This window comes from Kibdelosporangium phytohabitans (assembly GCF_001302585.1).
Taxonomy (GTDB): Bacteria; Actinomycetota; Actinomycetes; order Mycobacteriales; family Pseudonocardiaceae; genus Kibdelosporangium; species Kibdelosporangium phytohabitans.
This window is the reverse complement of sequence record NZ_CP012752.1, coordinates 1,149,758-1,164,707: the sequence shown is the minus strand read 5'-3', so window position 1 is coordinate 1,164,707 and position 14,950 is coordinate 1,149,758. Positions and strand designations below refer to the sequence as shown.

Below are 14,950 nucleotides of genomic sequence, written 5' to 3'. Positions count from 1 at the left end.
GCACCACACTCTCACACGCCTACAGGCCTTTCGGTACGCAGCTGGACTATCCCAAGGGCAGGCAGCCGACCGCTACAACGAAGTCACCGAAAACCAGACCAACCTGGGCGCCACGACAATCAACGAGTGGGAGACGTGGGCGCGGGGCAGAGGCAAGGGACGCCTTCCGTCGTTGCCGAGCCTGTTCGTCCTGTGCGAGGCCTACGGCCGTGGTCCTTCTGGACAGGACAACGAGACCATCACTCCCACCGACCTCATCGCCGAAGCGTACGAGCGGCTAACGCCAGAGGATCAGCTCACGATCAAGCAGCTCGCCGCAGCGAGACCGCCCCAGCCGGACACGAACATCCTCCGAATGCCTCGCGGGGTGGCGCAGCCTGACCCCTACGACCCACTCGGCACGAGGCAACTCCCGGCGCGACGTTCGGACCAGGTGGGGACTGACTTTACATTGACCGTTCCTACGATCGAGTACGGCAATCCCGACATCACGTTGTTCACGCTGCCCAACGCGCGACCAGGTCTGCTAGACCTCACATGGGAAACGTTCGGCTACGGCGTGGACCGGCTGTCGCAACAGATCAAGAGCCTCGGCCGACGTTTGGATGTGGACATCTGTTTCGGGGTCAATGAAGCTGGCTTGGTGATGGCAACGTTCCTGGCCTCAGCGCGGTTCTCGCGCTGCCCGATCGGGTATCTGCGGTGCAACAAGATACGTGACGGTATCGAACTTGACGTGGCCTCCCTCTATCCCGACGCGAAGGAGGCGCCCACGATCGTGGTCTGTGACTTCGAGGTGAAACACGCCGACAACATCGGATACCTCACGCACGAACTGCGGGCACGCTACCCTAAGGCCGAGTTGTATTTCGCAGTGTTCGGCGCCATGACGAAGAGTCGTAACCTTGATGTCACGAGGTTCGATGATCTGACGGGAGCGAAGATCATGCGCGCGGCCAGTTTCGAAGCCGTCTTTGTCGCTGCAACGATGGGACCGCCTGGTATAGAACCTCCCCTGGAACTGCGTTGACCTTTGACGAAGGCGGTAGCGAATTTATGAACGACGATCAGGTCATTCCTCCATTGGCGCAGCATATCGTGAAAGTGGTCACGTCGATGATGACCCAAATACAACCGCGACTCGTCGACGCCGCAGTGGCCAGGCAGCATGGCGAACGGGATAACCGCAGGCACAAGGACAACTTCTTGTCCGACTTCGATCTGTGGATGCACGACCACTACAAGGAGCGCCTGGCCAAAGTCATCCCCTCTTTCGTGTATGCCTCGGAGGAAGCGGAGCCACAGATCGTTGGCGTAGAATCTGATCCGGATCTCTGTGTGCTCGTGGATCCATTGGACACCAGCGAGTTGGCCGTGCGTGGACTTCATGGATATACGCATGTCATGGTCTATTCGCGGTCGTCAAAACGTCCGATCATCGCTGTAGTCGGCGATATCTACCATCACGTTAGATTTTATCTCGCCGCTCGACATGATGACGGTGTCGACCGAGCCTACATGATCACCGCCGACAACCGTCAGTACACGCTGGATCGGCCATCAGATGCGCGCCTACCGGGAACGCTCCTTACGAGTTACAGCATGCGCCCGGATGAGCGATTCCTGCCAATCGCAAGACAAACGCGCCTACTCGATGCACTCAGCCTGCCCACACACGACGGCAAGAAGCCGGGCCGTATAGGGGTCGACTTCGGCAGTGTCAGCTTGTGTCATGTGGCGGCAGGCTTCACCGATGCAACGGTCGAGATCGCAAAGGGTTTCGCGATATGGGACCTCGCTCCAGGACACTATATTCTGCATGCTGCTGGCGGTACAACGATCGATCTAAACGGTCGACCTATCACACTCGACTACTCACTCAACACCCTGTCGCAGATCAACGAAACGATGGACGGTCGTCAGAAGTTCATTGCAGCAGGTAATGCCGTGCTCGCTATGGACATACAGCGTCTTATTGACGTGTAGGCGACTCTTGGGGCGTAGGCCTATAGGCGGCCAGGTGCATCCCTCGAACTGCGAGCTCCACCAGCACAGCAAGTTGAGCGAGTGCTCGACGCGAAGGGCCGTTTCGCTCGCCCACTGAGGCGAACAAGCATGCCTTTCGAGCCCAAGACGTCATAGAGCCGCTCTGCCACCTCGAGCCGCTCGGCGCAACCGGCAGTGATCAACCAGCGTTTTGTGATGTTGCCCGTGGATGCGATAGACAAGCAGACCCAACGGCCCCGAATGCTCGCCTCCCCGGTGCTAGTGCCGTATCAAGCAACGTTGGCGGTGTAATCGTGTCGCGTGGACGCGTGGTTGGTTGATGGGTCAGGCTTGGCCGCTGGAGGTGGTGGTCGAGTGGGACGTCGGGCTGAGGTGTTCGTGCGGCCGTTGGAGCCTGAGGAGGCTCAGCGTCTGGTCAAGGTGACCCGGTCCACGAGGGATCGTGTCCGGTTGCGGCGGGCCGGGATCGTGCTGGCCTCGATGCAGGGCCGCGGCGCGGCCGATATCGCGGTCATGTTCGCCGCGACCGACAGTTATGTGCGGGAGGTGATCCACGCATTCAACGACCTGGGGTTCGCGGCACTGGACCCAAAATGGAGCGGCGGCCGACCACGTAAGTTCGGTCCGGCCGCCCGGCAACTGATCTGCCGCATCGCCCAAGCCAACCCTGCCGGCCTGGGACAGCCGTTCACCACGTGGAGCCTGACCAAGCTGGCGGCCTACTTGGCCGAGCACCACTGGTTACGGGTCAGTACCGAGACCATCCGCCAGATCCTGCGCGCGGCGGGTATCACCTGGCAGCGCACCAAGACATGGAAAGCCAGCCAGGATCCCGATTTCGCCGCCAAGATGGCCCGGATCCTGGCCCTGTATGACGATCCGCCCGCGGATGGGCGAGTGGTGTGTGTTGATGAGTTCGGTCCGCTGAATCTGCTGCCCCGGCCTGGTCATGGCTGGTTCCCGCGCGGCCATCCCGCCCGCCGCCGGGCGACCTACACCCGCACCGCCGGAGTCCGGCAGATGTTCGCCGCTCTGGATCTGGCCACCGGGCAACTGTTCTACCGATTCCGAGACCGCAAACGGTGGCAGGAGTTCCTCGAGTTCTGCAAGCAACTACGCCGCCGGTTCCCGTCCGGGTGGCTGTATCTGATCTGTGACAACTACGGGTCACACCACAAAGCCGAAGTCACGGCATGGTGCGCTGATCATGACATCGAGTTGGTGTTCACACCGTCCAACGCCTCGTGGCTGAACTGGATCGAGTGCGAGTTCACCGCGCTGCGGTACTTCACTCTGGACGGCAGCGACTATCCCTCCCACACCGCCCAAGAGTCAGCGATCGCCCGCTACATCCGCTGGGCCAACAAGCACCCCGCCCAGTTCGTGCAGCCGCCCAAGGCGTCCTAGAGCGTTAGCACAGCGAACTTCATACGATGCCATAGGCCACCGATCGCACCTTCTTGAGGGACATATCCAGAGCAGTATGACTCACTTCGGATCTAAAGCCGCCTTTCACGAAGCCCGATAGCCTAAGATCACCCTTCCGGTTGCACGTGCTCACAGCGGTTCCGATGGCTGCCATGTTTTGTATCCGCCGCTCCGAGCCGCGATGCTCAAGGGGCGGCGGGTATGTCTCGCGATCAGAGTGCTGATCGCTACCAGCAGCGAGAGGCCACGCAGCCGCAACCGGATGACGTCACCAGCGGGAAGTCTCAACGCCTATCGAGCCCGGCAAGGGGCCACTTTCACCGGTTGGCACGTCCTGTGGTTCACGGTTAGAGCACGCTGTAGTCACCGACGTGATGGTTGCGCTCTGTCATGGCGGGACGTAGGCCATCTGGCTGGGCCGCCGCCGAGCTCGGCAGAGGGTGTAGCAGACATGAGCGGCAGTGCGATGCGTTCAGTGACAGTCAAAAATCACGCACGGCATAGTCACAGGATCGGTGACGGATGACAGCACAACCCGTGAAGATCACGTTGTTGAACCTCGACAGCGCTGACATTCAGGACATCACCCGTGCGCTCGAAGGTCAGGCGCCCGGCCTAGTCCCTGAAGCCGCATCGGGTGACCGGTATGGGGAGCCGTCGACGATCATCCTCGCCTTGGTAGTGGCCCAGCCGGTGATCAGTGCCCTCGCGGCGTGGCTCCTTAAGCACCGCAGGAAGCAGAAGATCCAGATACGGGCGAAGGTCCTACATGCTGACGGGACTGAGGTCGAGCGAACAGCCACAATTATTCTCACCGACAGCGACGCGCCTGAGGCGTCGGTCGTTGAGCAGATCGTCAATGGACTCGACTTGACCCGCGGAGCCGGCAAGGACTTACTCCCAGGCGAGGCGGATGCAAAGCCGTAGTTGGACAGACCTACCCAGCAACGTCACACACATCGGTGAGGTGCGGCTCGCTGACCACCTCGACGATCTGCTGCATCCCGGGCATGCATCGCCGGACCTGCTCCTCAGTTGTCTACACGAATTCACCCACCACTGGTGCTTCTTCTCCTCGCTCGGTACAGCGCTGACAGGATTGAACCACCGGATGATTTCCGCGATCTTTCGCAACGATGGACGCACCGAGAGTCAGGTAACCCGCGACCTAGTTGTATGAGGCCGTGACGTTGGTGACGCCGGTGTGGAGCCGGGTTGCTGGTGGCTGGTTTCCGGCGGCAGTGTGGGGTCGATGATAGTTGTAGTGGACGTTCCATATCGTCAGGGCGTTGGTTCGTTGTTGTTCGCTGGTCCACTCTCGGCTGTAGAGGAATTCTTCGGTCAGGATCCGGTTGTAGCGTTCGACTTTGCCGTTGTGGCGGGGTGTGTAGGGCGTGATGCGCTGGTGGCGGGCTCCACGCAGCACGGTGGCGAAGTGGGTGGCTTTGTAGCAGGCGCCGTTGTCGGTGACGATGCGGTCGATGTGGGTGATGCCGTGCGCGGCGAAGAACGCGCGGGCGCGGTGGGTGAACCCGATCGCGGTGCGGGCTTTCTCATCGGGCAGGGCTTCGGTGTAGGCCAGCCTGGAGAATCCGTCCACCGCGGAGTGGAGGTAGGTGTAGCGGGCCCGGCCGCCCCGGCCTCGGCCTCGCCGGGCTTGTTTGGCCTGCTCGCTGTCACGGCCGTGGACCCGCCAGCCGCCGCCGTCGGGGATCTGGCCGACCTTCTTCACATCCAGGTGGACCATGTGCCCGGGCCAGCGGGCGATGATCGTGCGGGGTGCCCGGTTGCTGTCCCCGCTGGGGTCGAGGAATTTCCGGTGGTGCAGGCCGAGGTGGGCCAGGTGACGGCTGACGGTCCGCGCCGAGATGCTGGTGCCGTCGGTCGCGAGTTCCAGCGCGATCCGGCGGGCTGAGTGCTTGCCATGACGGCGGAGGTGTTCGATCCGGGCGATGACCTCGCCGGGGGTGGCGGTGGGCTGGTGGTGCGGGACACTGGGTCGGTCGAGCAGCCCGGCCTCGCCGTGCTGGCGGTAGCGGTTGACCCATTTCGAGGCGCATTGCCGCGAGATACCCATCTCCGCGGCGACATGGGCGATCGGACGGGTGCGGCAGCGTTTCACGAGACGGCGACGGCCTTCGACAGACAGCGGGGCGTTACGGTGGAGCACAGACGGGTCTTTCTGTTCGGCGGACGAGTGACGTGGTAGTTCTCATCCTGCCGCTGAAAGACCCGTCCCCAACCTCAGGCCCCACCCGGCGTCAACAACCTCATGACCCGCAACAACTAGCTCGTCTTCCCTCGCGCTACGAGCAAATCGATCTCGTGATGCTCTGCCGTTGATCCACCGCGTTCCTGTCTGTGCCCAGGCTTCAAGCTGGGGTTCCATCGCAGCGCTTCCTCTCAGCCAATTGTCCACATTCTTAGCTCTGTAAAATCTGGTGATCGATTCCCCTGGCTGCACGAGAGCCGGGAGTTTGGTTGAGATCAGATCTACTGACGGATTTCGCGAAGCGCCGACAAGTTTTCGGCTGTAGCCTCGCTGTTCGCCTGTGCCAATCTTTACGCGAAGCTCAATGTCTCGGACCGAAATAGCGAGTCGGCCATTATTTGTCACCGTGATCCCGTATGCCTTTTCGTTATACTGGCCTTGCTGCACGTGTTCGAGCCGGACATCCAGAAGAGCCCCAGAACGCCGCCACGACAGAAGCTGTCATCCGAGCGACGCTAACGACAGCGCTAGAGCCAGCCATGCAACCATGCCGTTCATCGGACTCCCTCGCAAGCGGTCAGGAAGACGATTCCTGTATTGTCACATATACCTCGCTATTACGCCAGCGAGCTGGACCGCTGAATTGGATGACGTAAGGAGCCTGTAGAAAGCGACTGCGGTGAACTGGTGGCAACCATTGCATTTCGTCCGCAGCGCGAGGGATGCCAGTGATCAAACGGAAAACGATCGAAGCGTACTGCTGTCTAAACAAGCACGAAAGCATAGTGCTCGTCGGCGTTGACCAATGGAAGGCCAGTTTTCTCGCCGCAGCGGAGCAAGCTAGTCAACATGCCATCCGGATCCGCGAAACCATAATCGGCCAACAAGTTGAGCAGTGCCCGGCGTAACGGCATCAGAGGCGCAACAGCTCCGAGGATGATCAGGGCTTCGAGCAGGTCACGATCGTGGTGGAGCGCCTCGTAAACACCGCCCAACTCTAAAAGCTTGATGACTCCGTCGAGTTGCTCGTCCGCCACTGCGTTCAGACCGGAGTCGAGATACAAGTACTTGATTACGTATGGCAGCTGGATGTCGACGATTCGCATTTGTTCTGCGAGCTCTCGCTCCTCGACGAAGGAACGAACGATCCGGTCGACGATTTCGCCAAGTTCAATAAATTTAGTGCTTGGAGCCAGATCGGTCCACATGAGTCGGCGTTCATGGTCGTGCGCCATATCGTCGGCCGACATGTGAGGCATGATGATATCAACTAGCGAGTCAGGTCCATAGACCACGACGGCCCGATGGAGACTAGAGGAGAGCGAACTGAACACTAGCTCGATGGTGCCTTCACCGGACTGGGGCGGAGCTGCGTCGTTGCACCCCCGGAACAGCTCACGATCGTCGAGCCGGACAACGAAATTGCCGCCGTCAGCTACATCGACGTGGACTCCCATGGTGCCTAGGCGAACAATGTGACGGCGGTTTAACAAGACTGAAAATGCGTTGCGGATGTCGTCGGCCATTGTGTTGCCGTCCACCGTGATGAGTCGTTTCTTTGGTTCGACGAAGAGATCATTTACCAGCTTTCGATACGAGCGTTCACCCCGCTTCCATCCGGCAGGATCAATATGGAGGCACCTCGCCCATTTTGGTGAGCCAACCGGTAGCTCGTCGAGCACTTGTTGCTCGAACTCGGCTATATCATTGTCGGTGACGTCGCTAAGCTGGTGCATCCTCTGCTTGACTCGCTGCAGTATCCGATCCGCCAAGCGTTCACTAGGGTTGTTAGCGGATAGGAGGATATCGATAAGTACACGGTCTTCGTAGAAGAACCCCTTCAGGTACGCCAATGTGAGATCTGTTTCTGTGTACAGCCGGGCGGATTTCTGACGCAGCGTCCGCCACATGCCCTTGACCCCTAGGTAGCCGAGCAAATATACGTCGGAGCTGTCGGACACGGTGCTCGCTAGCACATTGACCTTGCGTTTGATTCCTGCCTCACTCAGTCGAACCTGCCGCAACTTGGCGATGATCGGCAGCGAGATAGCCAGCTCATCCGCTTGCGCCGAGACGAGCGGCATCAGGCCGGCGCCCATGTCATCTTGCCCCAAGATGCCCGGCGCACGTCCAGAGAACAAACTGATTGTCGACTTCAACGGCGTTGTCAGTATCGTGCTCTTCACGGTGTTAACGTCGAACTCTGCGAAAAGCGCCAAACCCTCGGCAAGCGGGCGCAAGATCGTGGTCAGTGTGCGCCGTGCCACTAGGTGTTGCGGGTCATGAGGTTGTTGACGCCGGGTGGGGCCTGAGGTTGGGGACGGGTCTTTCAGCGGCAGGATGAGAACTACCACGTCACTCGTCCGCCGAACAGAAAGACCCGTCTGTGCTCCACCGTAACGCCCCGCTGTCTGTCGAAGGCCGTCGCCGTCTCGTGAAACGCTGCCGCACCCGTCCGATCGCCCATGTCGCCGCGGAGATGGGTATCTCGCGGCAATGCGCCTCGAAATGGGTCAACCGCTACCGCCAGCACGGCGAGGCCGGGCTGCTCGACCGACCCAGTGTCCCGCACCACCAGCCCACCGCCACCCCCGGCGAGGTCATCGCCCGGATCGAACACCTCCGCCGTCATGGCAAGCACTCAGCCCGCCGGATCGCGCTGGAACTCGCGACCGACGGCACCAGCATCTCGGCGCGGACCGTCAGCCGTCACCTGGCCCACCTCGGCCTGCACCACCGGAAATTCCTCGACCCCAGCGGGGACAGCAACCGGGCACCCCGCACGATCATCGCCCGCTGGCCCGGGCACATGGTCCACCTGGATGTGAAGAAGGTCGGCCAGATCCCCGACGGCGGCGGCTGGCGGGTCCACGGCCGTGACAGCGAGCAGGCCAAACAAGCCCGGCGAGGCCGAGGCCGGGGCGGCCGGGCCCGCTACACCTACCTCCACTCCGCGGTGGACGGATTCTCCAGGCTGGCCTACACCGAAGCCCTGCCCGATGAGAAAGCCCGCACCGCGATCGGGTTCACCCACCGCGCCCGCGCGTTCTTCGCCGCGCACGGCATCACCCACATCGACCGCATCGTCACCGACAACGGCGCCTGCTACAAAGCCACCCACTTCGCCACCGTGCTGCGTGGAGCCCGCCACCAGCGCATCACGCCCTACACACCCCGCCACAACGGCAAAGTCGAACGCTACAACCGGATCCTGACCGAAGAATTCCTCTACAGCCGAGAGTGGACCAGCGAACAACAACGAACCAACGCCCTGACGATATGGAACGTCCACTACAACTATCATCGACCCCACACTGCCGCCGGAAACCAGCCACCAGCAACCCGGCTCCACACCGGCGTCACCAACGTCACGGCCTCATACAGCTAGTCCGTAAGTACTAGTGCTGCATCAGGCAACGTTCGGTAGGTAATCGGGTCTGCGGATCTTGGAGTTGGCCGCGAAGTGTCGTTTCGGGGCGGGGTGCTTGTTGGCCCAGCGGATGTAGCGGGCGATCGCTGACTCTTGGGCGGTGTGGGAGGGATAGTCGCTGCCGTCCAGAGTGAAGTACCGCAGCGCGGTGAACTCGCACTCGATCCAGTTCAGCCACGAGGCGTTGGACGGTGTGAACACCAACTCGATGTCATGATCAGCGCACCATGCCGTGACTTCGGCTTTGTGGTGTGACCCGTAGTTGTCACAGATCAGATACAGCCACCCGGACGGGAACCGGCGGCGTAGTTGCTTGCAGAACTCGAGGAACTCCTGCCACCGTTTGCGGTCTCGGAATCGGTAGAACAGTTGCCCGGTGGCCAGATCCAGAGCGGCGAACATCTGCCGGACTCCGGCGGTGCGGGTGTAGGTCGCCCGGCGGCGGGCGGGATGGCCGCGCGGGAACCAGCCATGACCAGGCCGGGGCAGCAGATTCAGCGGACCGAACTCATCAACACACACCACTCGCCCATCCGCGGGCGGATCGTCATACAGGGCCAGGATCCGGGCCATCTTGGCGGCGAAATCGGGATCCTGGCTGGCTTTCCATGTCTTGGTGCGCTGCCAGGTGATACCCGCCGCGCGCAGGATCTGGCGGATGGTCTCGGTACTGACCCGTAACCAGTGGTGCTCGGCCAAGTAGGCCGCCAGCTTGGTCAGGCTCCACGTGGTGAACGGCTGTCCCAGGCCGGCAGGGTTGGCTTGGGCGATGCGGCAGATCAGTTGCCGGGCGGCCGGACCGAACTTACGTGGTCGGCCGCCGCTCCATTTTGGGTCCAGTGCCGCGAACCCCAGGTCGTTGAATGCGTGGATCACCTCCCGCACATAACTGTCGGTCGCGGCGAACATGACCGCGATATCGGCCGCGCCGCGGCCCTGCATCGAGGCCAGCACGATCCCGGCCCGCCGCAACCGGACACGATCCCTCGTGGACCGGGTCACCTTGACCAGACGCTGAGCCTCCTCAGGCTCCAACGGCCGCACGAACACCTCAGCCCGACGTCCCACTCGACCACCACCTCCAGCGGCCAAGCCTGACCCATCAACCAACCACGCGTCCACGCGACACGATTACACCGCCAACGTTGCTTGATACGGCACTAGCTTCACAGCATGGCGACCGCTAACTACAGTCAGATGCAGGCACGGGTTTGCGTGACGACATCTTAGCCCAGTCGCCGAGTTCTACCACCAAGGCTGCACATGGGCAATTGCCGCTCAACAGTATTCTCGCCAACCCACACAGCGGTGCGCAAAAGAAGCTCATCAATTCTGTGCTGCGTCACTACTTTCTTATCAAGCAACGCTTTCAAAGCCCAAAGTCTTCATAGTCAGCCTGCAAGCCGGGTTAGAACCGCTGTCCATCAGTTCCCCAATGACCAGAACGAAGCACGAGCCCGCAGCTGGCCGGCCCGGTACATCTCGACGTCGCGGTCATCGTGTCCCCTGGACGGCGCAGATTGCTGACACTGCGGAGTCGATCAGTTACCGTAGGCCGGTCTGGTGGCGGTCAGCGTGTGGGGACCGCGAGGTGGGGATCGCCGGGGGTGCGGGCATGCAGGGGAGCAAGCGCGAGCGGGTTGGCATGCTGTCGGCGCTGGCGGTGGGCGAATTTCGAGCGATGTGGCTCGCTGAACTGCTGAGTAGCGGTGGCGATCAGTTGGCGCGAGTGGCGCTGTCGGTTCTCGTTTATCAAAGAACCAACTCTGCGGCACTGACGGGGTTGACGTATGCGCTGACGTTCGTTCCACAGCTCGCGGGTGGCATTTTGCTGAGCTGGCCTGCGGACCGGTACCCGCGGCGAGAAGTCATGATCGCCGCGGACATCGTGCGGGCCGCCCTGGTCGCGGGTATGGCAGTGCCCGGCACACCGCTGTGGCTTCTGTGCGTGCTGGTGGCGGTCACAACGTTCACGAATGCACCGTTCAAGGCGGCGCAGGGCGCGCTGCTGCCTGATGTGCTGCGCAGCGAGAGGCTCTTCACGGCCGGGATGAATCTGCGGAGCATGTGCAGCCAGTTTGTGCAGCTTCTGGCATTCAGCCTCGGTGGCTTCCTCGTTTCCGCGATCGATCCGAACCTTGCGCTTGGCCTCAACGCAGGCACGTTCGTGGCGTCCGCGGTGATTCTTGCGGTGGCGGTCACCCGCCGCCCACCACCCAGTGCCCCCGGCACCCGGCCAGCCTCGCTCGGCTCGACCTGGCAGGTAGCACGGCAGACGTGGCGCGATCCTCGTCAGCGGGCCTTGGTCGGCGTGATGTGGCTGGCCACGTTCTACGTCGTTCCGGAAGCCCTGGCGGCTCCTTACGCTGCCAGCCTCGGCACGGGCGCGGTCGCCGTGGGACTGCTCATGGCTGCCGATCCCATTGGCAGCATCATCGGCAGCGTCACCTTGCGCTGGTTGCCACCGAAAACCGGCGTCCGTCTGATCGGTGTCTTCGGCATCGTCGCTGGGCTACCGCTGGTGTTGTGCGTGCTGCATCCCGGGCTGGTCACGTCGATGATTCTGTTTGGCATCGGTGGTGTGCTGGCGACCTGGTACCACGTGCAAGGCTCAGCCCAGTTCACGCTCGGGCTGCCTGAGGCACAGCGGGGCCAAGGAGCTGGCCTGCTGTCCACAGGGTTGCAAACAGGGCAGGGGCTTGGAGCCCTCGCCGCAGGCCTCGTAGCCGATCAGATCGGCGCGGCCGACACAATCGCACTAGCGGGCGGTCTAGGAGTGATCACCGCTGTGCCGCTCGCGGCGCTGTGGGCGCGAGCGCGTGCTGGCCGAGCCGAACTGCCGGAAAAGACGTGAGTCGTCAGACGTCAGCTGTCACGGTTGCGCATAGTGACGCCCCTCCTTTCATGGCCGTTTCGCTGCTCCGAACGAGTGGGATCCTCGTCCACAACCTCGGATTGTGCTTGAGTGGGTATCGACTGTGGACTTCGACAAGGGCACGGTTGCGACATGAACGAGGCGAACCCAGCTCCCCGAGCTGCCGTATCGCTCCGCGCTGTATTCTCTCCCGCCCAGTGGGCGCTATGGTCACAACGACCACGATTTGTTGTGTACTGCTTGACGATCGAATCAGTCGTGGTTGTCGCGACCATGATCTACATCCGTGCAATGGTGGTCAGTTCCCATCACGTGATCATCCTCGCGACTCTGCTGGGGCTAGGCGTTCTACAAGCTGAATTGGGACGTACTGTCGAACGCGTCCGACGACGAGTCAACGGAACACCACACATCAACATGACGTCGGTCTGGACCTTCGCTGGCGTGTTGTTGCTGCCACCGCCGCTCGTGGGGGCGCTGGTGGCGTCGCTGTACCTGCACTTGGCGGTACGCAGTTGGTATCGACTGCGCCGCGTACCCGCCTACCGCACGGTGTTCAACGGGGCATTGGCGATACTGACCTGCTACGTGGCTCACGGGGCGTTGGCTATCATGCAGATCCCGACCATCGACGCGGCAATCGACGCGGAGTGGGCTGGCGTCGGCGCCGTCGGCGTGGGCATCCTAATCTACTTCGTGACGGGCGCGATCGTGGTCGTCCCTGGGTTGCGCACCCGGAGTCGGACGCTGCGAGCCTTATTCGGCGGCTGGGGCGAAAACGGGCTCGAACTCGCGACACTGTGCCTCGGCGCGCTGCTCGGTCTCGCGCTGACCACCATGACGTTGGCCGCAGGGCTGTTGATCATCCCGCCGATGCTGATGTTGCACCGCCAAGTGTTGATCCGGCAATTGGAAGCCGCAGCAGCGCGAGACGACAAAACAGGGTTGTGGAACACCAGGGGGTGGCACAGCATCGCGGCAGGGGTGCTGACGAAAGCGGAACGCTCCACGAGATCAACGTTCTGCCTGCTGATGATCGACATCGACTTTTTCAAGAAGATTAACGATACGTATGGCCACCTCATCGGTGACCTGGTCCTGAAGGCGGTCGCCAACCAGCTCAGCGACTCGGTCCGGGACTATGACGCGGTCGCGCGATTCGGCGGCGAAGAGTTCGTCGTGTTGCTCCCCGACGTCGACGAGATCGACGGCCTGGCTGTAGCTGAACGCATCCGGACCCGGGTCGAACAGATGACGGTCCCGATCTACGAAGACGGCAGCGACGTGATCGTGACGACGATTGACAAGCTGTCAGTCTCGATCGGTGTCGCGGTCTACCCGACTGCGGGGAATGCGATACAGCCAGTCCTGCAAGCGGCTGACAGAGCGCTGCTCGACGCGAAGCAGGCGGGCCGCAACCGAGTTGTGGTCGCGGCCTGAGTGAATGCGCAGCCCCGCGCACCGGGTGCGCAACAGTCCGGCCACCGCATACCCAGTTCGGCCATCTGTGGCCAAAGTGCGACCGGAGCGTTACGCATGAGTGCGGCAGTTTGGCCAGTTCGGCCACCAGTAAGCGCTGCGGCCTCCGGTCATGTAGGCCGCCTCTCTGAACAGCGCACCCCGACAGTTGCTGGTCTACTGCGTCACGCTTCTCGCCTCCAGCCCGACGAGTCCGGTCGCGGCGAGCACTCCCGAACCATCGCCATGGATCCGGCATACCTGATCCGACGGCAGATCGCGGCGCCGGTCAGCGCGAGCGGCGGCACGATCTCGGCCTGCACATCCACCCGGACGTCATGTTCGCGCTCCGGCTCACCGACCAACCGGCACCCGACGGGACGCCTCGCGTCCGGGAGTGAGGTGGATGGCGGCCACCGACGGGTCAGTCAGTCGGCTGGGGTGTCGGCAGGGCGATACCCGGCGTCCAGGACAGCGCCGGGCGGCATACCGCGGCGCAGCAAACGGAAATCATCTCTGGGTTGGGAGATGAACACGCCCGCGGACCCGGTCCTGCGCGTGACCGCTCGCCGGAAGACTTCCGGCAAGGCAACCCCCAGATACGCCGCCGACACCGGTCCATGGTGGACTTCGCCGTGTCGGTGCCGCTTCGCGCTCCAGCGCGGCGGCCAGTTCGCGCTCGGCGGCTGTCAACCTGCGTTCCACCGCCCCAGTCTGTGATCGCGGCCGAACCGTCCGCAGCGTGGCTCACCTGCGCGGGTGATGTCGTCCACGATCAGCGGTGCCGACGCCGCCGGCCGTGCGACGTGGTCCGCCCGCCTATCACGATCAGTCCCGTTCGGTGTGATCGCGTGCTGGGCGGGAACGCTGGCGGCAGGTGGCCGGTGGGTTGAACAGTCAGCCTGTCCGGTCGCCGCGCTGCGCAGATCGCTACTCGGTACCCGAACGCCGAGCATGTCTCGTGTGGGACACTCAACCGAGGGATGAGACACCGTCGGAGGCACGGCAGGACGCGAGGTCGCGCGTGATCGCTGGTCTCGAGAACCGGGATCAGTCGAGTTGGTCCAATTCTGACTGCGCCAGGGCCATCGCGGTACACGCCGGTGACACGTCGCCGACCACTAGGCGCGCGAAGGCGTCGCGCAGGTAGCTCATCGCAGTGGCCAGCGGCCCGCCGGGGTGTCGGGCCGCGTGGGCGTGAGCGCGTTGGCATTCGGCGCGGCGGATTTGGTGAACGCCAGCAGGACCGCGTTGACCGCCTCGGTCGCCTCGTGCGCCGTTTCCACCGTGGGGTCGGTGGCATGCAAGTCGACGGCTTGCAGCTGAGGAAGTGCCTCGCGATGGCGTTGCGCAGGACGTACACGGGGTCGACGTCGTCGTCGGGGGCGGTCACCGGGCGTAGCCTGCCCGCCGGTCTTCACACTAGGTTCAAGTCGGTCAACCGAGCCGAGTAGCGAATCCCGTCTGCGGTACGTCGAGTCGGTCGGACAGCGACGCTGGGATGTTGATGTGGACGTTCCCGTCGAGTGATCACGCGGCG

12 protein-coding genes are annotated in these 14,950 nt (G+C 62.5%); 7 read left to right on the top strand and 5 right to left on the bottom strand.

What is annotated here, in order from left to right; genetic code table 11:
- The first annotated feature begins 172 nt into the window (after positions 1 to 172).
- The 4 genes from AOZ06_RS05235 to AOZ06_RS05220 all read left to right on the top strand — a co-directional run bounded on the left by AOZ06_RS05235 (position 173) and on the right by AOZ06_RS05220 (position 4,362).
- On the top strand, positions 173 to 1,030 hold the full coding sequence (locus tag AOZ06_RS05235) for a hypothetical protein (RefSeq protein ID WP_054288382.1): 858 nt from the start codon (positions 173 to 175) through the stop codon (positions 1,028 to 1,030).
- Complete coding sequence (locus AOZ06_RS05230; RefSeq protein WP_218921941.1) at positions 1,027 to 1,986, top strand: 3'(2'),5'-bisphosphate nucleotidase CysQ family protein; 960 nt, start codon at positions 1,027 to 1,029, stop codon at positions 1,984 to 1,986. Before AOZ06_RS05235 ends, AOZ06_RS05230 begins: the two co-directional genes overlap by 4 nt.
- Positions 1,987 to 2,457: 471 nt before the next feature.
- Positions 2,458 to 3,414 (top strand): IS630 family transposase, encoded by a 957-nt coding sequence (locus AOZ06_RS05225; protein ID WP_236952086.1) that lies wholly within the window; start codon positions 2,458 to 2,460, stop codon positions 3,412 to 3,414.
- Positions 3,415 to 3,972: 558 nt separating this feature from the next.
- Positions 3,973 to 4,362 (top strand): hypothetical protein, encoded by a 390-nt coding sequence (locus AOZ06_RS05220; RefSeq protein WP_054288379.1) that lies wholly within the window; start codon positions 3,973 to 3,975, stop codon positions 4,360 to 4,362.
- A gap of 241 nt (positions 4,363 to 4,603) precedes the next feature.
- Here AOZ06_RS05220 and AOZ06_RS05215 read toward each other — a convergent pair whose 3' ends face one another.
- Together AOZ06_RS05215 and AOZ06_RS05210 are read right to left on the bottom strand one after the other, a co-directional pair.
- Positions 4,604 to 5,605 (bottom strand): IS481 family transposase, encoded by a 1,002-nt coding sequence (locus AOZ06_RS05215; RefSeq protein WP_054287937.1) that lies wholly within the window; start codon positions 5,603 to 5,605, stop codon positions 4,604 to 4,606.
- Between the two features lie 806 nt (positions 5,606 to 6,411).
- Positions 6,412 to 8,001 (bottom strand): hypothetical protein, encoded by a 1,590-nt coding sequence (locus AOZ06_RS05210; protein WP_157232843.1) that lies wholly within the window; start codon positions 7,999 to 8,001, stop codon positions 6,412 to 6,414.
- Between the two features lie 32 nt (positions 8,002 to 8,033).
- Between AOZ06_RS05210 and AOZ06_RS05205 the strand changes: the two genes are divergently transcribed.
- Complete coding sequence (locus tag AOZ06_RS05205; RefSeq protein ID WP_054288377.1) at positions 8,034 to 9,035, top strand: IS481 family transposase; 1,002 nt, start codon at positions 8,034 to 8,036, stop codon at positions 9,033 to 9,035.
- A 21-nt stretch (positions 9,036 to 9,056) separates the two neighbouring features.
- Here the strand turns inward: AOZ06_RS05205 and AOZ06_RS05200 are convergent, their stop codons facing one another.
- Positions 9,057 to 10,049: an IS630 family transposase gene (locus AOZ06_RS05200; RefSeq protein WP_225953148.1), complete on the bottom strand. Its 993-nt coding sequence runs from the start codon at positions 10,047 to 10,049 to the stop codon at positions 9,057 to 9,059.
- A 643-nt stretch (positions 10,050 to 10,692) separates the two neighbouring features.
- Here AOZ06_RS05200 and AOZ06_RS05195 point away from each other — a divergent pair.
- Positions 10,693 to 11,931, top strand: coding sequence for an MFS transporter (locus tag AOZ06_RS05195; protein WP_054296427.1), 1,239 nt, complete (start codon positions 10,693 to 10,695; stop codon positions 11,929 to 11,931).
- Between the two features lie 252 nt (positions 11,932 to 12,183).
- Positions 12,184 to 13,392: a GGDEF domain-containing protein gene (locus AOZ06_RS05190; protein WP_335338423.1), complete on the top strand. Its 1,209-nt coding sequence runs from the start codon at positions 12,184 to 12,186 to the stop codon at positions 13,390 to 13,392.
- Positions 13,393 to 13,838: 446 nt separating this feature from the next.
- Here the strand turns inward: AOZ06_RS05190 and AOZ06_RS55880 are convergent, their stop codons facing one another.
- Both AOZ06_RS55880 and AOZ06_RS61205 read right to left on the bottom strand, forming a co-directional pair.
- Positions 13,839 to 14,024, bottom strand: coding sequence for a hypothetical protein (locus AOZ06_RS55880; protein WP_157232842.1), 186 nt, complete (start codon positions 14,022 to 14,024; stop codon positions 13,839 to 13,841).
- A 537-nt stretch (positions 14,025 to 14,561) separates the two neighbouring features.
- Positions 14,562 to 14,696 carry a hypothetical protein gene (locus tag AOZ06_RS61205; protein WP_257721459.1) on the bottom strand — a complete coding sequence of 45 codons (135 nt, stop codon included), beginning with the start codon at positions 14,694 to 14,696 and terminating at the stop codon, positions 14,562 to 14,564.
- Positions 14,697 to 14,950: the final 254 nt, after the last annotated feature.

Coding starts and splice junctions, on each gene's coding strand:
- AOZ06_RS05195 (WP_054296427.1), top strand. CDS start 10,693: ATGCAGGGGAGCAAGCGCGAGCGGGTTGGCATGCTGTCGGCGCTGGCG.